The organism is Streptomyces sp. NPDC002698 (genome assembly GCF_042888945.1).
Classification (GTDB): Bacteria; Actinomycetota; Actinomycetes; order Streptomycetales; family Streptomycetaceae; genus Streptomyces.
Genome location: NZ_JBIAQM010000022.1, coordinates 44,697 through 65,654 on the forward strand (window position 1 = coordinate 44,697; position 20,958 = coordinate 65,654).

The window sequence follows — 20,958 nt, forward strand, 5'->3', positions numbered from 1 at the left end:
GAAGACCGCGAGGAACACGAGGCTCGCGACGACCGTGAAGTCCGCGAGGCCGGTGACGTCCGTACGGGACGCGAGGAACACGAGGAACACGAGGCGTCCGGAGAGCGCGGCAGGCCCGTCGGCCGCCGGGTGCTGCTCGGCACGCTCGGACTCGGCGCCCTCGGCCTGGTGACCGCGCCCACGCTCCAGCGCGCGATGGACGCCTTCCTCGCCGGTGCCTCCCAGAAGGACCCGACCGGCCTGACGGGGCTGCTGCCCAACGGCGGTGGCTTCCGCTACTACTCGGTGGCGGCGTCCGTCCCCCACAAGAACGAGACGAACTACCGTCTCACCGTCGACGGACTGGTCGACCGGCCCACCAGCTACACCCTCGCCGACCTGCGCGCCCTGCCCCAGACCCGACTGGTGCACGACGTGCAGTGCGTCACCGGCTGGAGGGTCCCGAGCACCCCCTTCGAGGGCGTACGCCTGTCGCACCTCCTGGACGCCGCCGGGGTGCACCACTCGGCCGGCGCCATCCGCTTCACCTGCTTCGACGGGACGTACACGGAGAGCCTCACCATGCGCCAGGCCAGGCGCCCGGACGTCCTGGTGGCCCTGCGCATGCAGGACAAGCCCCTCGGCCACAACCACGGCGGTCCCGTCCGTCTCTATGTGGCCCCGATGTACTTCTACAAGTCCGCCAAGTGGCTCTCCGGCATCACCGTCACCAAGGACGTCCGTCCCGGGTACTGGGAGGACCGGGGGTACGACGTCGACGCCTGGGTCGGCCGTTCGAACGGACGCGACGATGAACCCACGAGCTGACGCGTCGCCGACCGGGGCCGTGCACTCCTCCCACGTACGGCGTTTCACCCGGGCCGAGCACTGGGTGCACCGGGTCACCGGCGCGCTGATGGGTGTGTGCGTGGCCACCGCGGCCTGTCTGTACATCCCTCAGTTCGCCGAACTCGTCGGCCGCCGCGAACTCGTCGTCCGCGTCCACGAATGGGCCGGTCTGATGCTGCCGGTCCCGGTCCTCGCGGGCCTCGCCTCCCGGGCGTTCCGCCGCGACCTGGGTTTCCTGAACCGCTTCGGCCCGCACGACCGGGTGTGGCTGCGGGCGGCACTGCGCCGCGACAAGGACCCGGAGTCCCGTCCGGCCGGCAAGTTCAACGCGGGGCAGAAGATCTACGCCGCCTGGATCGCGGGGGCGACCCTGGTGATGCTGGGCACCGGTCTGCTGATGTGGTTCACCCACCTCACCCCGCTGATGTGGCGCACCTCGGCGACCTTCGTCCACGACTGGCTGGCCCTCACCGTCGGCATCGTCCTCGCGGGCCACATCGGTATGGCGCTGGGCGACCCGGAGGCCCGGCGGGGCCTGCGCACGGGATCGGTGAGCCGGGTGTGGGCCGACCGCGAACATCCGCTGTGGCGGCCGTGAGCACCCGCTGACGACGACGAACGGGCCGCGGGGAGAACCGAATACGGTTCTCCCCGCGGCCCGTTCGCGGTCCGGCCGTGACAGGTACGGCCGTGACAGATACGGCCGTTGACAGGTGCGGCCTCGCGGACACCCGTCCGGATCCCGGCGGGGCAAACGTTGCCTGTCGCGGTACTAGATGCGGGGACGGCCGCCTAGATGACGAGCGACAGCAGCAGCACCAGGCCCCCGGCCACCACCGAGATGATCGTCTCCATGACGGACCAGGTCTTCACGGTCTGGCCGACGCTCAGGCCGAAGTACTCCTTCACCAGCCAGAACCCGGCGTCGTTGACATGGCTGAAGAAGAGCGAGCCCGCGCCGATCGCGAGGACGAGCAGGGACGTGTGGGTGGTCGACATGTCGGCCGCGAGGGGCGCGACCAGGCCGGCCGCCGAGATGGTGGCCACGGTCGCCGAACCCGTCGCGAGCCGGATCGCGACGGCGATCAACCAGGCCAGCAACAGCGCGGGGATCGACCAGTCCTCGGAGATCTCCAGGATCATCCGGCCCACACCGGAGTCGATCAGCGTCTGCTTGAAACCGCCGCCCGCGCCGACGATGAGCAGGATGCCGGCGATGGGCGCGAGGGACTTCTCGACGGTCGTCGCGATGCGGTCCTTGGTGAAGCCCGCCGCCCGGCCCAGTGTGAACATGCCCACGATCACGGCCGCGAGCAGCGCGATCAGCGGCGCCCCGACGACGTCGAAGACGCGCTGCGTCATGTCCGTGGGGTCGTCGACGACGATGTCCACCAGGGCCTTGGCCAGCATCAGCACCACCGGGAGCAGCATGGTGGCGAGGGTCGCGCCGAAGCCCGGGCGCTTCTCCAGGTCCTCCGAGGCGCGCGCCGGGACCATGCGTTCGGGGGCCTGGACGTCCACCCAGCGGGCCGCGTAGCGCGAGAACACCGGACCGGCGACGATCACGGTCGGGACGGCGACCAGGACACCGAGGGCGAGGGTGATGCCGAGGTTCGCGTGCACCGCGTCGATCGCGACCAGCGGACCGGGGTGCGGCGGAATCAGACCGTGCATCACCGACAGGCCCGCGAGCGCCGGGATGCCGATGCGCATGAGCGAGTAGTTGCCGCGCTTGGCCACCATCAGGACCACCGGGATCAACAGCACGATGCCGACCTCGAAGAACAGCGGCAGACCGATCACCGAGGCGATCAGCACCATCGCCCACGGCATGGCACGCCCGCCGGCCTTCGCGAGGATGGTGTCGACGATCTGGTCGGCGCCGCCCGAGTCGGCGAGCAGTTTGCCGAGGATCGCGCCGAGGGCGATCAGGACACCCACACCGGCCACGGTCGAGCCGAGTCCGGTGGTGAAGCTGACGATGGTCTTGTCGAGCGGGGCGCCGGCGAACGCGCCGAGTGCCAGCGAGCCGATGGTCAGGGCGAGAAAGGCGTGCAGCTTGAACCGGGTGATGAGCAGGACGATGACGGCGATGCCCGCCAGCACGGCTATGCCCAGTTGAGCGTGGCCCGCCGAGGTGATCGGTTCGACGGTGTCCGCTGCCAGCATCTCGACACTGAGTCTGGTCACGGTTGTTCCCTTGCTTGCTTGATGAACGGACGCGGGGAGGAGTGCGTGGGGGAGAACCTTCCGTCCGGAAGGCGGCGGAGCGGCGCCTTCCGGACGGAAGGCGCGGGGAAGCGGCGGCGCGCGGACGGGACAGCCGCTGTCAGGGAGACAGCGTTGTCATGGAGGAGGGAGGTGCGGTGCCACCGGCGGGGCGGCGTCAGAGGGCTTCGAGCGCCCTCACGGCCCGCTCGGCGATCTCGGCGGGGCCGTGGGACACGTCCACCTCGACGCCCGCCTCGTCCGCCGCCAGCGGCTGGAGCGTGGCGAACTGCGAGTCCAGGAGCGCCGTGGGCATGAAGTGCCCCGTGCGGTGCGACATCCGGTCCTCGATGAGCTCGCGGGTGCCGGTCAGATGCACGAAGACGATCCCGGGCGCCGCCGCCCGCAGCCGGTCCCGGTAGACGCGCTTGAGCGCCGAGCCGCTGACCACACCGCCGAGCCCGGCGCGTTCGTGCGCCCAGTGCCCGATGGAGTCCAGCCAGGGCCACCGGTCGTCGTCGGTCAGCGGCGTCCCGGCCGTCATCTTGGCGATGTTGGCCTGCGGGTGGAAGTCGTCGCCCTCGGCGTACGGCACGCCGAGCCGGGCCGCGAGCAGGGCGCCGACGGTGGTCTTCCCGGTGCCTGCGACGCCCATGACCACGACGACATGGGGGGTGGGACTGTGCTGCATCACGCTCTCGCTGTCTTCGTCGACATCTGATGTCGACGATACTGAAACGCATTAGGTACGACTAATTCAAGAGCGTGTGACATATAAGTCTGACTTTTTGTTCGTGGCGTATGCCTCGTACCCTGACCCCATGAGCACACGGGGCCGGGGCCTGCACGGACACGTACTGGAGACCCTCGGACCGGCGATCACGGCGGGCGACTACCCGCCGGGCAGCGTGCTGCGCACCGACGAACTCGCACAGCGCTTCGAGGTGTCACGCTCCGTGATGCGCGAGGCGGTCCGGGTGCTCGAATCCATGTACCTGGTCGAGTCCCGCCGCCGCGTGGGCGTGACGGTCCGTCCCAGGTCCGAGTGGAACGTCTACGATCCCCAGGTCATCCGCTGGCGGCTGGCCGGAGCCGACCGTCCCCACCAGCTGCGTTCCCTCACCGTCCTGCGCTCGGCGATCGAACCCGTCGCCGCGGGACTGGCCGCCCGGCACGCCACCGCGGAGCAGTGCGCGGAGCTCACCGAGTGCGCGCTCGGCATGGTCGCCACCTCACGCGGACACCAGCTGGAGGGGTATCTCGTCCACGACGTCGCCTTCCACCGGGTGATTCTCAGGGCGTCGGGCAACGAGATGTTCGCCCGCCTCGGAGACGTCGTTGCGGAAGTCCTGTCCGGCCGCACCCATCACGACGTCATGTTCGAGGACCCCGACCCCGCCGCCGTCACCCTGCACGTCCAGCTCGCCGAGGCCGTCCGCGAGGGCGACGCCGTCCGCGCCGAGAAGCTCACCCGCGAGATCACGGCCGGCGCACTCCAGGAACTGGACGTCCTGGCCCCCTGACCGGAGCACCCCGGGGCCGGTCCAGGTCAGTCGAGGAACTCCCCGTCCACATACACCCAGGCCCCGTCCACCCGCTCGAACCGGCTCCGCTCGTGCAGCGAACCGCCCCGGTAGGAGGCCCGGAAGGTCACGGTCCCCGCGGTGTGGAACGCCGAGCCCCGACCGGTGTCCAGGATCTCCAGGCCGGTCCACCGCATCCCCGGGTCGAACTCCACCCGGGCCGGCCGCGTCCGCGGATGCCAGGTCCGCAGCAGGTACCCCTCGTCCTCCTTCACGAACGCGCAGTAACGCGACCGCATCAGCGCCTCGGCGCTCGGCGCCGCGGCCTCGCCGCGATGGAAGCGCCCGCAGCAGCGCGCGTACGGCTCGGCGAGCCCGCAGGGACAGGAACGGCTGGTCATCGCGTCATTCTCCCCGGACCCGTGCCGAGTCCGCGTTCGGGGGCGGATAGGTCGGCGGATGGGCGGGCCGCGCGGGAATCTGCGGGGTCGCCTCCGGCAACGGTGGCAGCGCCGTCTCGTACAGCCACGCCGTGAAGAGCTCGTCCAGCGGCTCGGCCGCGTAGCGCGAGACGTGCGCGGTGAAGACGGACGTGGTGACCGTGCCGCCCCGGTGCAGCGTCGCCCAGCCGCGCAGCATGCGGAAGAAGGCCTCGTCGCCCATCGCGCACCGGACCGCGTGCACCGTGAGCCCGCCGCGCTCGTAGAGCCGGTCGTCGAACATCAGCTTGCGACCCGGGTCGGACAGCAGCAGGTCCCGCGGCAGCGCGGACAGCTTCCGGTGCGCGGCGGCGGCGAGCTGACGTGCCGGGCGCCCGCCGGAGCGCTCCGACCACAGCCACTCGGCGTACTTCGCGAGCCCCTCGTTCAGCCAGATGTGCCGCCAGTCCGCGATCGTCACGCTGTTGCCGAACCACTGGTGCGCCAGCTCGTGTGCGATCAGCCGCTCCGAACCCCGCGCCCCGTCCACATGGTTGGCGCCGAACAGCGACAGACCCTGCGCCTCGACCGGGACGTCGAGCTCCTCCTCGGTCACCACGACCGCGTACTCGCCGAACGGATACGGCCCGAAGAGGCGCTGGAACAGCTCCATCATCGCGGGCTGCCGCGCGAAGTCCCGGGAGAACTCCGGGAGCAGCTGCGCGGGCAGATACCCGGACTGCGGTACGCCCCCGAGACCCGGGTCGCCGAGCAGCACCGTCTGGTACTTGCCGATCGACAGGCCCACCAGATAGCTGGAGGTCGGCGCCGACTGCTCGTACACCCAGGTGGTCGTCGACGCCTTCGTCGTCCGCGTCAGCAGACGCCCGCCGGCCACCACCGCGTACGCGGACGGCGTGGTGACCGAGATCTGGTACGCGGCCTTGTCGGCCGGCCGGTCGTTGCACGGATACCAGGACGGCGAACCGATCGGCTGGCTCGCCACCAGCGCCCCGTCCTCCAGCTCCTCCCAGCCGATCCCGCCCCAGGGGCTGTTGACCGGCTTGGGGTTGCCCGACCAGTGCACCTCGACGGTGAAGGCGGCGCCGGCCCGTATCGGCTTCGGCGGACGGACACGCAGCCTGCCGCCCCGGTGCGTGTAGTGCGGGGCCTTGCCGTCGACACGGACCCGGCCGATCCGGAAGTCCGCCAGGTTCAGCTGGAACTCGGGCAGCGCGGAACGGCCCGCTATGGCGTTGATCCGCGCGGTGCCGGAGAGCCGGTTCGGGCCGGGGCGGTAGTCCAGCGCGAGCTCGTAGCGGTGCACCCGGTAACGGGGATCTCCGTTCGCCGGGAAATAGGGGTCCGGTCCCGCTGTCTGCTGAACGCTCACCGCTGCGACTGCTCCCTGCCCTGTGCTCGACGTGCCGCTGTACCGCCCTTCGTGTCCGATCAGGTCAAGTCCGCTACGAACGCCAGGCCTCGATCGGATTGCCCAGCCAGCGGGTGTCGTCGGGAACGGACTCCGCCGCCATCACGAGCGACGCGGGACCCAGAGTGGAGCGGGCCCCGACGGTGCTGCCGGGCAGGACGATTCCGCCCGGACCCAAAGTGGCGCCCTCACGGAGGACCACAGTATCCGTCCGCAAGATCCGGTCGTGGAAGAGGTGGGTCTGCAGCACACAGCCCCGGTTGACCGTGACCGCGTCCCCGAGCGTCACGAGGTCCGTCTCGGGCAGCCAGTAGCTCTCGACCCACGTGCCCCGGCCGATCCGGGCACCCAGGCCGCGCAGCCACGCCGTCATCAGCGGAGTACCGGGCACGGATCCCGCCAGCCACGGCACCGCGACGACCTCCACGAACGTGTCGGCCAGCTCGTTGCGCCACACGAAACCGCTCCACAGCGGGTGCTCACCGGCACGGTGCCGGCCGACCAGCAGCCACTTCGCCACGATGGAGACGAGGCACGCGAGAACGCCCACCGCGAGCAGCACGGCCCCCGGGAACACCCACGCCCACGGCCCCAGCGCACACAGCGCGGCGACCGTCAGCACCGCCAGCGCCGCCGAACAGAACACCGGCACCAGCCGGCACAGCTCCACCAGACCGCGCGCCCACAGCAGCCGGGCGGGCGGGTCGTAGGTACGGCTCTGATCGCCGCCCTGCGCCGCCCGCGGCAGCTTCATCGGCGGCAGCCCCAGATAGGAGCTGCCCTTCTTCGCCTTCTTCGGCGTCGCCGACAGCACACCGACCAGACCGCCGTCCGGCACACTGCGGCCCGGAGCGGTCATCCCGGAATTGCCGAGGAAGGCCCGGCGGCCGATCTCGGCCCGCCCGATGCGCATCCAGCCGCCCCCGAGCTCGTACGGCGCCGTCAGCGTGTCGTCGGCGAGGAACGCGCCCTCGCCGACCGTCGTCAGACTCGGCAGCGCGAGAACGGTCGACACCTCGGCGCCCCGCCCGATCCGCATGCCGAGCAGCCGCAGCCACACCGGCGTGATCAGCCCCGCGTACAGCGGGAACAGCGTCTCCCGGGAGAGGTCCATCAGCTGCGTGACCGTCCAGGCCTGCCAGCCGATCCGGCTGTGCGTCGGATGCGTGCCCTCGTGCAGCCCGAGACTCAGCAGCCGTACGGCGACCAGGAGCAGCAGCGCGTACGCGAGACCGAACGCGAGCGTCGCCGGAACCAGGGCGATCCCGGCACCCCGCAGCGCCGCGCCGAGCCCGGCGTCCGCGCTCACGAACACCCGGGCCACGAGCAGCGCCGGGACGGCGGCCAGCACCGGCAGCGCGCTCAGCGCGAGTCCGGTCGCGCCGTACATCACCCGCCAGTACGTGCCGCGCTGCGGCCGGTCCTTGGGCCACGCGTGCTTCGCCTTGCCGAGCTTGACCGCCGGCGCCCCGGCCCAGCGCTGCCCGGTCGGAATCTGGCCCGCCACGGCGGAACCCGGCGCCACCTCGGCGCGCTTGCCCACCCGGGCCCCCGGGAAGAGGATGCTGCGCGTCCCGACCACGGCACCGGCGCCCACCTTCACCGGGCCGATCTCCAGCCGGTCACCGTCCAGCCAGTACCCCGACAGGTCCACCTCGGAGCCGACGGCGGCACCCCGGCCCATCTTGAGCATGCCGGTCACCGGCGGCAGCGAGTGCAGATCCACGTCCGGGCCGACCCTGGCGCCCAGCGCACGGGCGTACCGCTCCAGCCAGGACCCGGTCAGCGAGGTCGCGCCGCTGAACCCGGCGAGCCGCTCGGCCGTCCACAGCCGCAGATGGACACTCCCGCCGCGCGGGTACCGTCCGGGCCTCACACCGCGCAGCAGCAGCCGCGCGCCGCCCGCCGCCACGGCGAGCCGCCCCGGCGGGCTGTAGAGAACCAGCGCGCCGGCGCCCACCAGCCACCACGAGGCGCCCGGCGCCCACGGATACGGGCCGAACCAGTGCAGTACGTTGCCGAGCGCGGCCAGCGCCACCGTCCAGCGCAGCCCGAGCAGGCTGAACAGCGGGATCAGGACGAGCAGCTGGACCAGCTTGGCGCGCAGCGGGACCGGCGCGACGATCCGCTCGGCGCCGTCGTCCTGGCCGGACTTCTCCAGATGCCGGGCCAGCTTGCGCAGCACGGGCTGCTGATAGATGTCGAGCACGGCGGCGTTCGGGTAACGCGCGCGCAGCTTCGTGGTGAGCTGGGCGGCCGCGAGACTGCTGCCGCCGATCGCGAAGAAGTCGTCGCCGGCTCCGCCGACGGGGATGCCCAGCACCTCGCTCCACTGCTCGGCGAGCCAGGCCTCGGTGCCGTACAGCTGCTCCTTGGCACCGCCGGTCTCCAGACCCTCCAGCGGCCAGGGCAGCGCGTTCCGGTCGACCTTTCCCGACGTCCGGGTCGGCAGGTCCTCGACCGGCGCGATCAGCGGCACCAGCGCGGCGGGCAGCACGGCGCGCAGCTTCTCGACGGCGGCCGCCTGGTCCCAGCCGTCCTGGGTGACGACATAGCCGACGAGGAGCTGATTGCCGCCGCGCGCGGTCCGCACGGCGGCCGCGGCGCCCGCGACCCCGGGCAGCGCCTGGAGCGCGGAGTCCACCTCACCCAGCTCGATCCGGCGTCCGCCGAGCTTGATCTGCTCGTCGGCCCGTCCGAGGAAGATCAGCCCCTCGGGTTCGGCCTTGACCAGGTCACCGCTGCGGTACGCCCGCTCCCAGCCCAGCGAGGCGAGCGGCGCGTACTTCTCGGCGTCCTTCTCCGCGTCGAGATAGCGGGCGAGCCCCACCCCGCCGATCACGAGCTGGCCGCTGCCGCCCATCGGCACCGGCTCGTCCGCCTCGTCGACGACCGCGAGCTCCCAGCCGTTGAGCGGCAGCCCGATACGGATGGGCTCGTCGCCGGTCAGCAGCGAGGCACAGGCCACGACGGTCGCCTCGGTCGGCCCGTACGTGTTCCAGACCTCGCGGCCCTCGGTCACCAGCCGCTGCGTCAGCTCGGGCGGGCAGGCCTCGCCGCCGAAGATCAGCAGCCGGACCTCGTTGAGGGTCTCGGGCTCCCACAGGGCCGCGAGAGTGGGCACGGTGGAGACGACGGTGATCTCCTGCTCGACCAGCCAGGGTCCGAGGTCGGCGCCGCTGCGCACCTGGGAGCGCGGTACGGGCACCAGGCAGGCGCCGTACCGCCAGGCCAGCCACATCTCCTCGCAGGAGGCGTCGAAGGCCACGGACAGGCCCGCCATGACCCGGTCACCGGGGCCGATCGGCTCCTCGGTCAGGAAGAGGTCGGCCTCCGCGTCGACGAAGGCCGCGGCGCTGCGATGGCTCACAGCCACGCCCTTGGGCCTGCCGGTGGAACCCGAGGTGAAGATGATCCACGCGTCGTGCTCGACACCGGGCCGCCCGGCGGGAATCTCCGAGCGTCCGTCGACGGTCAGCTCGAGCCCCGCGCCGACGACCGCGCGCACGCCGGCCTCGCCGAACACCAGCTCGGCCCGTTCGTCCGGGTCCTCGGCGTCCACCGGGACATAGGCGGCCCCGGCCGCGAGGACGGCGAGGATCGCCACGTACAGCTCGTTCGTACCGGACGGGACCCGTACGCCGACCCGGTCGCCGAGACCGACCCCGGCCTCCGCGAGCCGCCACCGCACGGCCTCGACCTCGGCGGCCAGGGCCCGGTAGCTGAGGGCGCGCCGGCCGTCGTCGAGAGCCGGCTCGTCGGGGTACGCCCGTACGGAGGCGTCGAGGATGTCGACGAGCGTGCGCGGCGAGGCGGCCGAGGCGGCGGAGAAGCGCGCCTGGTCACCGAACTCCGCACGCACCTCGTCGTCGGACAACGCGACTGCGGGGCCTTGCTGGAGGGCTGCCATCGGGTCCTCACGTGTTGTTCCCGGATACTCCGGGGAGCCGGTGGGCCCGCAGGTACGCCTGGGGATATTCCGGTCCAGCTCCGAACAAGCCTGCAATTTTAGTACGACGCTAGCTTCGGACCTGCGGATCAGCGATGCGAGGCGTCCTCGGGAGCGTCGTCCGGCCCGCGCTCCAGCGCTGTGACGTGGGGGTATGTCAACGTGACGAGATCTGCCCCACATCTTTGCGTGACACCGCGGACACGGTGAGCGAGGGCCCCGATCCGATGATCGGGACCCTCGCTGTGCCAGGCGCGGCGGGACGGCGTGACGGCTCGCCGCCGCCACGCCGGGCGCGCTGTTCCTCGGTGCGGTCCGGTCCGGTCAGCCCGCGGCGCAGGAGACGGTGGGCCAGGTCCAGTTGCCGTTGGTCTGGATGGTGACGCCGAAGGTGTTGCCGCTGCCGTTGGGTTTGGCGGTCAGGACCTGGGCGCTGGGGTAACCGGCGCTGATGTTCCAGGTCGAGAGGATCTTCGCCGGGGCCGGGACGTTCATCGTCACGGTCCAGTTGCTGGAACCGGTGACCGTGACGTTGAGGTTGTACCGGTCGCTCCACTGCTGGCCGGCGGACAGTGTGGCGGTGCACCCGCCGCCGCCACCTGTGCCGCCGCCGTCGGGGGCCACGGCGCGGCCGGTCCCCGGGGAGATCATCCCGGCGCACAGGCCGCGGGCGGCCAGTCCCTGCGCGATGCGCGGGATCGCGGCGATCGTGTTGGCCGGCCAGTCGTGCATGAGGATGATCTGGCCGTTGGTGAGCCGGCCGGCCGCCTGGACGATCGCGTCGGTGCTCGCGCCGTTCCAGTCCTGCGAGTCGACGTCCCAGATGATCTCGGTCAGCCCGTACTTGGCCTCGACCGCCTTCACCGTCGCGTTGGTCTCCCCGTACGGCGGACGGAACAGTTTCGGCGTGCCGCCGCCGGCGCCGGCGACGGCCTGCTGGGTCCGGGAGATCTCCGAGTCGATCTGCGCCTGGCTCTGCTGGACGAGGTGCGGGTGGGTGTAGCTGTGGTTGCCCACCCACATGCCGGCGTCGACCTGGGCCCGTACCTGCGCCGGGTTGGACGCCGCGTACTGGCCCTGGTTGAACATCGTGGCCCGCAGCCCGTTCTGCTTGAGGGCGTTGAGCAGGGTCGACGTGGTGCTGGACGGCCCGTCGTCGAAGGTGAGTCCGACGTACCCGTTGCAGGTGGCGGCGTGCGCGGCTCCGGCGTCGAGGGCGAGGGGGCTCGCGACGGCGGTCGCGACGACGGCCAGCCCCGTGATCAGCGTGCGTAACGAGCGAAGTCGTCCGGACGCCGTCCGGATTCTCGTGCGGAAGGTCATGCGTAGTGGTCCTTCGGCCTCGGGGGCGGGGGAGGGGTCAGCTCGCGCTGCAGGAGACGGTGGGCCAGGTCCAGTTGCCGTTGGTCTGGATGGTGACGCCGAAGGTGTTGCCGCTGCCGTTGGGTTGGGCGGTCAGGACCTGGGCGCTGGGGTAACCGGCGCTGATGTTCCAGGTCGAGAGGATCTTCGCCGGAGCGGGCACGTTCATCGTCACGGTCCAGTTGCTCGATCCGGTGACGGCGACGTTGAGGTTGTAGCGGTCGTTCCACTGCTGGCCCGCGGACAGGGCCGCCGCGCACCCGCCGCCGGTTCCACCCCCGGTTCCACCCCCGGATCCGCCGCCCGATCCCGCGTCGCCCACCGTGATGTTGGAGTTCCCGCTGCTCTGATAACCCTCGGTGGCCAGGATCATGTAGTAGTTGAAGCTGCCCAGGTTCATTCCGGCGCGGGCCCAGGCGTCGAAGTGGTTGCCGGTGGTGATGGTCCCGCCCGTCCGCTTCGACTGCCGGACGCTCCAGTACTGGTCGAAGGTGCGGGTGCCCTCGACGGACGGCGCGTTCGTCCGCGTCGTCCGGTAGATGTCGTACGTGCCGCCGTCGGTGGTGACGGTGCCCTTGAACGTTCCCGTGGGCCGGTAGGTGCCCCAGTTGTCGACGATGTAGTACTCGACGAGCGGGTTGGCCGTCCATCCGTAGAGGGCCAGGTAGGCGTTGCCGGACGGGTTGAAGGTGCCCGAGTAGGTCACGCTCCTGCGTCCGCCGTTGCTCCAGCCCTTGCCGGCGACGAAGTTCCCGGTGTTGCTCCACGAGGTGCTGTAGTTGCCGCCGGAGCCCAGGTTCATGGACACCGTGCCGCTGCTGTCGGTCCAGAACGAGTAGTAGTACCCGTTGTCGGTGCCGGTCTGGTTCGAGGTGACGACCGTGTCGGCCTGGGCGGTGCCGGGCAGCGTCATGGCGGCCACGGCGACGAGCAGCATGGTGCAGACGCCGCTGATGAGCAGCCTGAGGTGACGGAACGCCCCTGAGCGGCCGCTACGGCGGCCCGGAGGGGGTGCGGGTGCGTCGGTCATGTGCGTGTTTCCTCCTCGTTCTCGTGAGGTGGCGCGCTGTGAATCGCCGACAGTTTTGAACCGGCCCTGTCAACTGTCAATACTTTCGGCACCTAATCCGAAACATTCGTCCGCGCTGGCAATGGCGAGAGATGGTGTTATGCCTGCTCATGCGTGCCGGATGGTCCATTCGGCGGAGACTGTTCGCCAGGGACGTGTCGACCAAGATCGGAAATGGTCATGGATTTTTCGAAAATTTCGAAGAATCGTCCGACCGTCCGGCGAGTGGCGCGGAGTGGTCGGGGCACCGGAAGAGGTCCGGACACGTGGACGCGAAGAGGTCCGGACATGCAAAAGACCCCACATGCAGTGGGGTCTCGCTGGTGTCCGAGGGGGGACTTGAACCCCCACGCCCGATAAAGGGCACTAGCACCTCAAGCTAGCGCGTCTGCCATTCCGCCACCCGGACAAGGTGTTTGTCGCGCGGGTTTCCCTCGCGGCGACAGGTGAAACATTACCAGGCTTTCGAGGGTCCCCGATCACCCCCCGTCGTGGCGTGAACTGCGTGTGACGGGTGGGGGCCGCCCTTGGGCGGGAAGGCTGGTCGGAGAGAGGATGAGGGGGACCACCAGCGGCGACAGTGGGAGGAAGCAGCGTGAGCGAGAGCGGCACGACCAGGAACGTCACGGGCGAGGACGAGGTCGTGGACCTCTGTCGTGAGCTGATCCGGATCGACACCAGCAACTACGGGGACCACTCGGGCCCCGGCGAGCGCAAGGCCGCGGAGTACGTCGCCGAGAAGCTCGCCGAGGTCGGCCTCGAACCGCAGGTCTTCGAGTCGCACAAGGGGCGTGCCTCCACCGTGGCCCGCATCGAGGGGGAGGACCCCTCGCGGCCCGCGCTCCTCATCCACGGCCACACCGATGTCGTACCGGCCAACGCGGCGGACTGGACCCACCACCCCTTCTCCGGCGAGATCGCCGACGGAATGGTCTGGGGCCGCGGCGCGGTCGACATGAAGGACATGGACGCCATGACCCTGGCGGTCGTACGGGAGCGGATGCGCACCGGCCGCAAGCCTCCGCGCGACATCGTCCTCGCCTTCCTCGCGGACGAGGAGGCCGGCGGCACGTGGGGCGCCCGGCATCTGGTCGACAAGCACCCCGATCTCTTCGAGGGCGTCACCGAGGCGATCGGCGAGGTCGGCGGGTTCTCCTTCACGGTCAACGAGAAGCTGCGGCTGTACCTCGTGGAGACCGCGCAGAAGGGCATGCACTGGATGAAGCTGACCGTGGACGGCACCGCCGGGCACGGGTCGATGATCCACAAGGACAACGCGATCACGGAGCTGTCCGAGGCCGTCGGGAGGCTCGGCAGGCACAAGTTCCCGGTGCGGGTGACGAAGACCCTGCGGCACTTCCTCGACGAGCTCGGCGACGCCCTGGGCACCGAGCTCGACCCGGAGAACATGGACGAGACGCTCGCCAGGCTCGGCGGCATCGCCAAGCTCATCGGCGCCTCCCTCCAGAACACGGCCAACCCGACCCAGCTGGGCGCCGGCTACAAGGTCAACGTGATTCCGGGCCAGGCCACCGCGCATGTCGACGGCCGCTATCTGCCGGGATACGAGGAGGAGTTCCTCGCCGACCTCGACCGGATCCTCGGCCCCCGGGTCAAGCGCGAGGACGTGCACGCGGACAAGGCGCTGGAGACCGGCTTCGACGGCGCCCTCGTCGACGCCATGCAGACCGCGCTCTCGGCCGAGGACCCGATCGCGCGTGCCGTTCCCTACATGCTCTCGGCCGGCACCGACGCCAAGTCCTTCGCCGACCTCGGCATCCGCTGCTTCGGGTTCGCCCCGCTGAAGCTGCCCCCGGAGCTGGACTTCGCGGGCATGTTCCACGGCGTCGACGAGCGGGTGCCGGTGGACGCGCTCCAGTTCGGCGTCCGAGTACTGGACCGGTTCATCGACGCGTCGTGACGTGCCGCCGGCGGCACGCCCCGGCACGGTGCCGGCGGGCCGACCTGCCGCGCCGCCGTGGAGGTGCGGGGTGTTGACGCCGGCATTCGCCCGCGCGTGCGGGGATCGCCCGGGATGGGTGAATGCGACCATAAGCCCATAGCCCTACTACTTCCTCCTCGTTACAGGTGTTGCGATCCGCTGCACTGGACCGCGTTTGCCTATCAGGAGGAATAATGATCAAGAAGATCGTCGCCGCCGCCGCTGCCACGGGTGGCCTGGTTCTCGCGGGTGCGGGTCTGGCCGTCGCCGACTCCGGTGCCCAGGGTGCCGCCGTGGGTTCCCCGGGCGTCGCCTCCGGCAATGTCGTTCAGGTGCCCGTCCACGTTCCGGTGAACGTCTGCGGCAACACGGTCTCCGTGATCGGGCTGCTGAACCCCGCCTTCGGCAACACCTGCCTCAACCACTGACGTTGCGCCTCTTCCCCTGTGGGGGGATCCCGTGGGTCACCTCGTGAGGGTCACTTCGTGAAGGTCTGAGCCCGTCGGCCCCGGAGTGCGTGCCATGCGCTCCGGGGCCGACCGGCTCTCCCGCGCACGTCCTGTGGCGTGCGCGTGTTCTCGACGGTCCACGTCCCAGGGACCGTCGGTCCACGTCCCAAGGACTGAAGGCAGGGATTTCAGCTGTGCGACAGGTCACCCGCAAGGGCCTGATGACCGTGGTGGCGGCCGGTGGTGTGCTCGCGGTCACCGGTGTCTCCGCGCACGCCGACTCGGGGGCGATCGGCTCCGCGTCGGACTCTCCCGGCGTGCTGTCGGGCAACACGGTGCAGGCGCCGGTGCACGTTCCGGTGAACGTCTGCGGCAACACCGTGAACGTGGTCGGGCTGCTCAACCCGGCGATGGGCAACACCTGCGTCAACCACGGCGGCCGAGGCGCTTCGTCCGAAGGCCGGGGCGGTCAGGGCGGTCACAGCGGTCAGGGCGGTCACGCCGGCCGGGAGACCCACTCCGGCGGCGGTTCACGGGCCGTCGGCAGCGCCGCCCACTCGCCGGGCGTGGGCTCCGGCAACCACGTACAGGTGCCGGTCGACGTTCCGGTGGACGTCTGCGGCAACAGCGTGAACGTCGTGGGGATCGGCAACGCGGCGGCGGGCGACGGCTGCGCGAACGGCGCGTCCACCGGCGGCCACCAGACACACCACCCCGGTCACCCCGGACATCCGGGTCACCCCGGCCGGCCCGGACATCCGAGCCACCCGGGTCACGACGGTCACTGTGAGCACCCCGGTCACCCTGGACACCCGGGCGAACCCGGTCAGCCTGGCCACCCCGGTCAGCCCGGAACCCCCGGTCACCCTGGTCAGCCCGGACACCCGGGCAACCCCGGAACCCCCGGACATCCGGGCAACCCCGGAACCCCGGGTCACCCGGGTACGTCCACCTCGGGCGGCGGCAAGCATCGCGCGGGTGCCGTGCAGGTCGGCCGGCCCGGCCCGGGGGCCGTCGCGCGGACGCCGGGCACGGCCGGTGCGCCCCAGCTGGCCCACACGGGCAGTGAGCTGCCGATCGGCGCGGCCGTACCGGCGGGAGCCGCCGCGCTGCTGGCCGGCGCCGTGCTCTACCGCCGGGCGCGTGCCGCGGCGTGAAGTCCTGGCCGACGCGATGATGGTGTGATGATCGCATAGGGGAGCGGGACGGCGTGGACATCACCCGGCGCGCAGGCCTGATCGCCGCGCGACACGACCGGGACCGGGACGCCACGGCCTTCCCCCCGTGGAGTGACGGTGCGGGCCACGTGATGACGGGGCCCGCACCGGCTCAGCGGCCTTCCGTCACCACGTGGCGCGTACCTGGCGGATGATCCGCCGGCGCAACCGCACTCTGCGGCTGCCGTCACGGAGCAGGCTCAGGCGGTCCAACTCCCAGTGTCCGTACTCGGCATGGTCCGTCAGCAGACGTGTCGTGTCCTTGCGGGAGACCCCGCGAGGTACGTACACGTCGACAAATTCGTATTCCGGCATCGCATCTATTGTGCGGGCAGAGGCCCTGTACGGATAGCGTCTGCACTATGTCTGATGCTGTGCAGCCCACCGCTGCCGAGGTACGCGCCGCCGCAGAGGCGGTCAAGACCGCACTCGACCGCCACCTGGCCGCGGTCGAGCGCAGGACGGGCGATGACGACCCGGACGTCTACGAGGCTTTCAACGAGCTCGCCGCGGCGGCCGAGGAGTATGACGAGCTCCTCTACGACCGCTACGACGAGGTCACGCCCTTCGAGATCCCCGGCGGTGACGACACTCTGCCTCCGTACACCGGACCCGAGGAGCCGAACGCGCTGAGCGTGGTGATCCGCCGGGACTACGCGGTGGTGGAGCCGCAGCGACTGCTGGCACAGGCCCAGCGGGTGGAGGCGGTGGAGGAGGACGGCGCCACCGCCGACGAGGGCTTCGACGCGGCGTCCGGCACCGTTCACGGCGCGCTCGGGGTCCTCTTCGGAGAGTTCGAGCCGGACGAGATCGCCACCCGGCACAAGGAATTCGGACTGGAGGAGGGCGACTCCACGCTCTGGGTGACCGCCGCCGACGAACCGGCCGAGCCCGGTGAATGGCTGGAGACACCCTTCGAGTCGATCGACCCCCAGCGTGTCGTCTGCCGCTTCGACGTCAGCGCGGTGTTCGACGAGGAGTCGGACGACGACCTGGACGACGACCTCGGCTCCGACGGGGGGACCGAGTCCCTGGACCCGCTGGACGCGGATCGCTGAGCCGGCCCGGCACGGACCGGCGTACGCGGGTGGCGGTCACCGGAATCCGGTGACCGCCACCCGCGTTTTCCGGGGTCGCGGGAGCGCGGGCGGCGATCAGCCCGTCGTCGGTGTCTGCGCCTTCAGCAGGGACTGGAGACGGGTCGTGCGCGGTTTCTGCGGGACCTCGGCCACCGCGTGCGGCAGCGCCTGCTCCACCCCGTGCACGACGGAGAGATGACGCTCGGCCCGCCCGAAGGCCGTGTAGACCCAGGGCCGGGTCAGGGCCGCCGCGGCGTCGCCCGGGAGCACCACGACCGCGGCCGGCCAGCGCAGACCCACCGCCTGGTGCGCGGTGAGCGCCCAGCCGTGCCGCACGGTCTGCTCCACCCGCTCCTTCGGTACGACCACGGGGGCGCCCGAGCAGTCCAGGTGCAGCCCCTCGGCGTCGGCCTTCACCACGCGGCCCGGCAGCGCCCGGCCCGGTGCGGGGGAGTGGACGATCCGGTCGCCCGGGTCGAAGCCGCCGAAACGGCCGGGACCGGGGTTCAGCCGCTCCTTGAGCGCGGTGTTCAGCGCGCGGGTGCCGACCGCGCCACCGTGCCCAGGGGTGATGACCTGCGTCTGTTCGGCCGGGACGCCGATCGCGCGCGGCACCGAGTCCGCGACGAGCTGGACCGTCCGGTGGACCGCCTCGCCCGCGTCGCGCACCGGGACGATCACGACCTCCTTGCCGGGCGCCTCGACCTGGTTGAGCTCGCCGATGCCGATCCCGGAGACCAGTTCGCCGATGGGCCCGGGGTCAGGGGTCCGCGAGGCCACCTGCGGGCAGGCGCGGGCGGCGAGCAGGTCCGCGAAGACCCGGCCCGGGCCCGCCGACCACAGCACGCCCGGATCACCGCTCAGCACGAGCCGCGCCCCGTCCGGCAGCGCCTCCACGAGCATCGCCGCCGTCTCGACGTCGAGCTGCGGAGCGTCCAGGACGACCAGGACGTCCAGGTCCAGGGCGCCCTCCGCGTCCCGGCCCGGTCCTTCGGTGCCGGAGAGAAGTCCGGCGACCGTGGCGGCTTCCGGCGCCGCGCCGTCCGTGGGGTGCTCCGCGGCGCCGTCCGCCGGACCGTGCCCGGCCGCGAAGCCGTCGCGCCCGCCGGAGGTGTGCGCGGCGGCCCAGCCGCGCAGGCCGAGCGCGCGTGCCGCGTGCAGCAGCGCCGCCGCCTCGGACCGCGAGGCTTCGCCGCCGGTGTGCAGCACGAGGCCGTGGGCGGCGACCGCCCGGATCAGCTCCCCGGCGGAGCGGGGGGCCGAGGCGGCGGCCCGCTCCCATTCGGCGGCCGAACCGTCCTGCTTCGGCACCGAGTTCATCAGCCGGGCGAGTCCGTCGGCGAGGCTCTCCTCGGCCAGCGCGTACCGCTCCAGGCCGATCAGGATCCGCACCGGCTGTTCCTGCGGCTCCTCCGTGTCGTCCGGGGCCGCCGGGGCCGGGGGAGCGGTGTCCAGCGCGTCCTGGAAGGCCAGGGCCTCGCCCTCCGCGAGAGCGCTCTGCACGGCCGCGTCCGGGTCCGGCACCGAGCGCTGGGAGAGCGCGGCGGTCAGGGCCGGGGCGTCCAGCGCGGTGTGCCCGGCGACGGCCGCCTGCTCCAGCAGCCACACGGTCAGCGCCGTGCCACGGCGTTCGTCGTCCGGGCGGCACTCCGCGCCGAGCAGCGTCCGGGCGAACCCGTCGGCCTGCTCGGGGCGCACTCCGGGCACCCGCAGCAGCTGCCAGGGGTCCTCGCGGAGCAGGTCGTCGGCGCCCTCGCCCAGAACCGCGACGACCTGCGCCGCGAGCGTCTCGGGCGCGCCGGCCCCGGCCAGCACGGCGCGGACGGCGGCGACCGCCTCCGGCGCCGCGCCGGGTGCCGGTGCGGCCGGAGCCACGATCGGCCGCGGTTGCCGTGCGGGCTCCGGGGCGGCCCTGCGCGGCGCGGGATCCGGCTCGCGGAAGGCGGTGGCCACGGGCTTCTCGCCGCTCTCCACGGCCCGCACCGCCGCGAGCAGGTCCGCGGCCGTGCCGCTGAGCTTGCCCCCGGCCTCGATCGGCGCCTGCTTCTCCGCCTTCCGCCGCTCGATCCGCTCCCGTTCCACACGCTGGGCAGCCAACTCGGCCGCCGCCTCGGACACCTGCGCGGCGCCTTCGGCGGGCGCGGTTCCCTCGGCGCCCGTGCCGTCGCCCGCTTCGGTGCCCTCGTCCCCGGAACCGTCCCCGGAGCCGTTCCCGGGGCGCGGGTCCGCCCGGTCCACGTCCTCGCCCGTCGGCTCAGGGGCGTCGGCGGCCGTGTCCGCGCCCGGCGTCCCCGGCTCCGCGTCCTGAGTGGTCTCGGGCTCCGTGCTCACAGCGTGCTCCAGTCGTGATCGGGATAGTGGTGCACCGGGGCCGACACGTCGTCGAGCGCCCGGCAGATCTCGTCAGGAAGACTAAGCGCCTCCACTGACAACGCGGCCGTGAGCTGCTGTGCGTTGCGCGCGCCGACGATGGGGGCGACGACCCCCGGCCGGTCGCGGACCCAGGCGAGCGCCACCTGGAGCGCGGTCACGGCCAGGCCGTCCGCCGCGGTCGTCACCGCCTCCACGACGCCGCTCGCCGTGTCGTCGAGATACGGCGCCACGAAGGGCGCGAGGTGTTCCGAACCGCCCCGGGAGTCGGCCGGTGTCCCGCCCCGGTACTTGCCGGTGAGCACACCGCGCCCGAGCGGCGAGGAGGGCAGCAGGCCGACGCCCAGGTCGAGGGCGGCGGGCAGTACCTCCCGCTCGACGCCGCGCTGCAACAGGGAGTACTCCATCTGCGTACTGGCCAGCCGGGTGCGTATACCGGGCGCCGAGAGCTGCCAGGTGGCGGCCTTGGCGAGCTGCCAGCCGCAGAAGTTGGACACGCCCGCGTAGCGCGCGCGGCCGCTGCTGACGGCCAGGTCGAGGGCCTGGAGGGTCTCGTCGAGAGGTGTCAGGGGGTCGTAGCCGTGCACGTGCCACACGTCCACGTAGTCGGTGCCCAGGCGGGCGAGCGAGGCGTCCAGGGCCGACAGCAGATGACTGCGCGAGCCGTCGAAGCGGCGGTCCGGCTCGCGCACGCTGCCCGCCTTCGTCGAGATGACCAGGTCCCGGCGCGGAACGAGCCCTTCCATCAGCTGCCCGAGGAGGTACTCGGCCTCCCCGTCGCCGTACACGTCCGCCGTGTCGACGAGGTTCCCGCCCGCTTCCCAGAACGTCTTCAAGAGGTCCGCGGCGTCATGCTCGTCGGTGTCGCGCCCCCAGGTGAGGGTGCCGAGTCCGATCCGGGAAACACGCAGGCCGGTACGGCCGAGATGCCTCTGCTCCATGGACGCCGAGATTACTGTCCGGCACCGGCGGTGTGGGGACCTGTGGACAACGGAAATCCCGGTGAGGGCGGCCCGGGACGGCCGGTGCCACGGGGCGGCGGACGTCACCGGCGCACGCGGGCACGCGCGAAGGCGGCGCCGGACGGCCGCGAGGGGCTGTGAGGCGCCGG

Annotated in this window: 17 protein-coding genes and 1 tRNA gene; 7 read left to right on the forward strand and 11 right to left on the reverse strand. The window is 71.8% G+C overall.

All coding sequences use genetic code 11. The features are described from left to right. Positions 1–129 precede the first annotated feature (129 nt). Positions 130–807 (forward strand): molybdopterin-dependent oxidoreductase, encoded by a 678-nt coding sequence (locus ACFYW9_RS27070; protein ID WP_351864322.1) that lies wholly within the window; start codon positions 130–132, stop codon positions 805–807. After that, positions 791–1,426: a cytochrome b/b6 domain-containing protein gene (locus tag ACFYW9_RS27075; RefSeq protein ID WP_389155352.1), complete on the forward strand. Its 636-nt coding sequence runs from the start codon at positions 791–793 to the stop codon at positions 1,424–1,426. The genes ACFYW9_RS27070 and ACFYW9_RS27075 overlap by 17 nt, the downstream gene beginning before the upstream one ends. Positions 1,427–1,620: 194 nt before the next feature. Here ACFYW9_RS27075 and ACFYW9_RS27080 read toward each other — a convergent pair whose 3' ends face one another. Both ACFYW9_RS27080 and ACFYW9_RS27085 read right to left on the reverse strand, forming a co-directional pair. After that, positions 1,621–3,018 (reverse strand): gluconate:H+ symporter, encoded by a 1,398-nt coding sequence (locus ACFYW9_RS27080; RefSeq protein WP_351864065.1) that lies wholly within the window; start codon positions 3,016–3,018, stop codon positions 1,621–1,623. Positions 3,019–3,214: 196 nt separating this feature from the next. Then, positions 3,215–3,727 (reverse strand): gluconokinase, encoded by a 513-nt coding sequence (locus ACFYW9_RS27085; protein WP_389155355.1) that lies wholly within the window; start codon positions 3,725–3,727, stop codon positions 3,215–3,217. Positions 3,728–3,857: 130 nt separating this feature from the next. On the opposite strand from ACFYW9_RS27085, the gene ACFYW9_RS27090 reads away from it, so the two are divergent. Continuing rightward, complete coding sequence (locus tag ACFYW9_RS27090) at positions 3,858–4,559, forward strand: FadR/GntR family transcriptional regulator (protein ID WP_351864060.1); 702 nt, start codon at positions 3,858–3,860, stop codon at positions 4,557–4,559. A 26-nt stretch (positions 4,560–4,585) separates the two neighbouring features. Here the strand turns inward: ACFYW9_RS27090 and ACFYW9_RS27095 are convergent, their stop codons facing one another. The 6 genes from ACFYW9_RS27095 to ACFYW9_RS27120 form a co-directional block, all read right to left on the reverse strand. Continuing rightward, positions 4,586–4,960: a YchJ family protein gene (locus tag ACFYW9_RS27095; RefSeq protein ID WP_389155359.1), complete on the reverse strand. Its 375-nt coding sequence runs from the start codon at positions 4,958–4,960 to the stop codon at positions 4,586–4,588. Positions 4,961–4,964: 4 nt separating this feature from the next. Continuing rightward, positions 4,965–6,371 carry a M1 family metallopeptidase gene (locus tag ACFYW9_RS27100; RefSeq protein ID WP_351864055.1) on the reverse strand — a complete coding sequence of 469 codons (1,407 nt, stop codon included), beginning with the start codon at positions 6,369–6,371 and terminating at the stop codon, positions 4,965–4,967. A gap of 73 nt (positions 6,372–6,444) precedes the next feature. Further along, positions 6,445–10,320 (reverse strand): Pls/PosA family non-ribosomal peptide synthetase, encoded by a 3,876-nt coding sequence (locus ACFYW9_RS27105; RefSeq protein WP_389155362.1) that lies wholly within the window; start codon positions 10,318–10,320, stop codon positions 6,445–6,447. 363 nt (positions 10,321–10,683) lie between these two features. Further along, positions 10,684–11,682, reverse strand: a complete 999-nt coding sequence (locus ACFYW9_RS27110) for a polysaccharide deacetylase family protein (RefSeq protein ID WP_389155365.1) — start codon at positions 11,680–11,682, stop codon at positions 10,684–10,686. 37 nt (positions 11,683–11,719) lie between these two features. Then, entirely contained in the window at positions 11,720–12,751 is a 1,032-nt protein-coding gene (locus ACFYW9_RS27115; protein ID WP_389155368.1) for a glycoside hydrolase family 11 protein, read from the reverse strand. A 360-nt stretch (positions 12,752–13,111) separates the two neighbouring features. Further along, positions 13,112–13,199, reverse strand: a tRNA-Leu gene (locus ACFYW9_RS27120). Between the two features lie 186 nt (positions 13,200–13,385). Here ACFYW9_RS27120 and ACFYW9_RS27125 point away from each other — a divergent pair. The 3 genes from ACFYW9_RS27125 (at position 13,386) to ACFYW9_RS27135 (ending at position 16,338) form a co-directional block, all read left to right on the forward strand. Beyond that, the gene (locus ACFYW9_RS27125) at positions 13,386–14,711 is read left to right on the forward strand and encodes a M20/M25/M40 family metallo-hydrolase (RefSeq protein WP_389155371.1); all 1,326 of its coding nucleotides are present in this window, start codon (positions 13,386–13,388) and stop codon (positions 14,709–14,711) included. 215 nt (positions 14,712–14,926) lie between these two features. Further along, on the forward strand, positions 14,927–15,160 hold the full coding sequence (gene chpH / locus ACFYW9_RS27130; protein ID WP_389155374.1) for a chaplin ChpH: 234 nt from the start codon (positions 14,927–14,929) through the stop codon (positions 15,158–15,160). A gap of 215 nt (positions 15,161–15,375) precedes the next feature. After that, positions 15,376–16,338 (forward strand): chaplin family protein, encoded by a 963-nt coding sequence (locus ACFYW9_RS27135; RefSeq protein WP_389155377.1) that lies wholly within the window; start codon positions 15,376–15,378, stop codon positions 16,336–16,338. Between the two features lie 186 nt (positions 16,339–16,524). On the opposite strand, the gene ACFYW9_RS27140 is transcribed toward ACFYW9_RS27135, so the two are convergent. Further along, entirely contained in the window at positions 16,525–16,713 is a 189-nt protein-coding gene (locus ACFYW9_RS27140) for a DUF5703 family protein (protein ID WP_326788735.1), read from the reverse strand. Between the two features lie 47 nt (positions 16,714–16,760). Here ACFYW9_RS27140 and ACFYW9_RS27145 point away from each other — a divergent pair, with 47 nt between their 5' ends. After that, a complete protein-coding gene (locus tag ACFYW9_RS27145; RefSeq protein ID WP_351864038.1) occupies positions 16,761–17,456 on the forward strand; it encodes a hypothetical protein in 696 nt (231 codons plus the stop codon). A gap of 96 nt (positions 17,457–17,552) precedes the next feature. On the opposite strand, the gene ACFYW9_RS27150 is transcribed toward ACFYW9_RS27145, so the two are convergent. Together ACFYW9_RS27150 and ACFYW9_RS27155 are read right to left on the reverse strand one after the other, a co-directional pair. After that, on the reverse strand, positions 17,553–19,808 hold the full coding sequence (locus tag ACFYW9_RS27150) for a helix-hairpin-helix domain-containing protein (protein WP_389155382.1): 2,256 nt from the start codon (positions 19,806–19,808) through the stop codon (positions 17,553–17,555). Further along, the gene (locus ACFYW9_RS27155) at positions 19,805–20,788 is read right to left on the reverse strand and encodes an aldo/keto reductase (protein ID WP_351864033.1); all 984 of its coding nucleotides are present in this window, start codon (positions 20,786–20,788) and stop codon (positions 19,805–19,807) included. The genes ACFYW9_RS27150 and ACFYW9_RS27155 overlap by 4 nt, the downstream gene beginning before the upstream one ends. Positions 20,789–20,958: the final 170 nt, after the last annotated feature.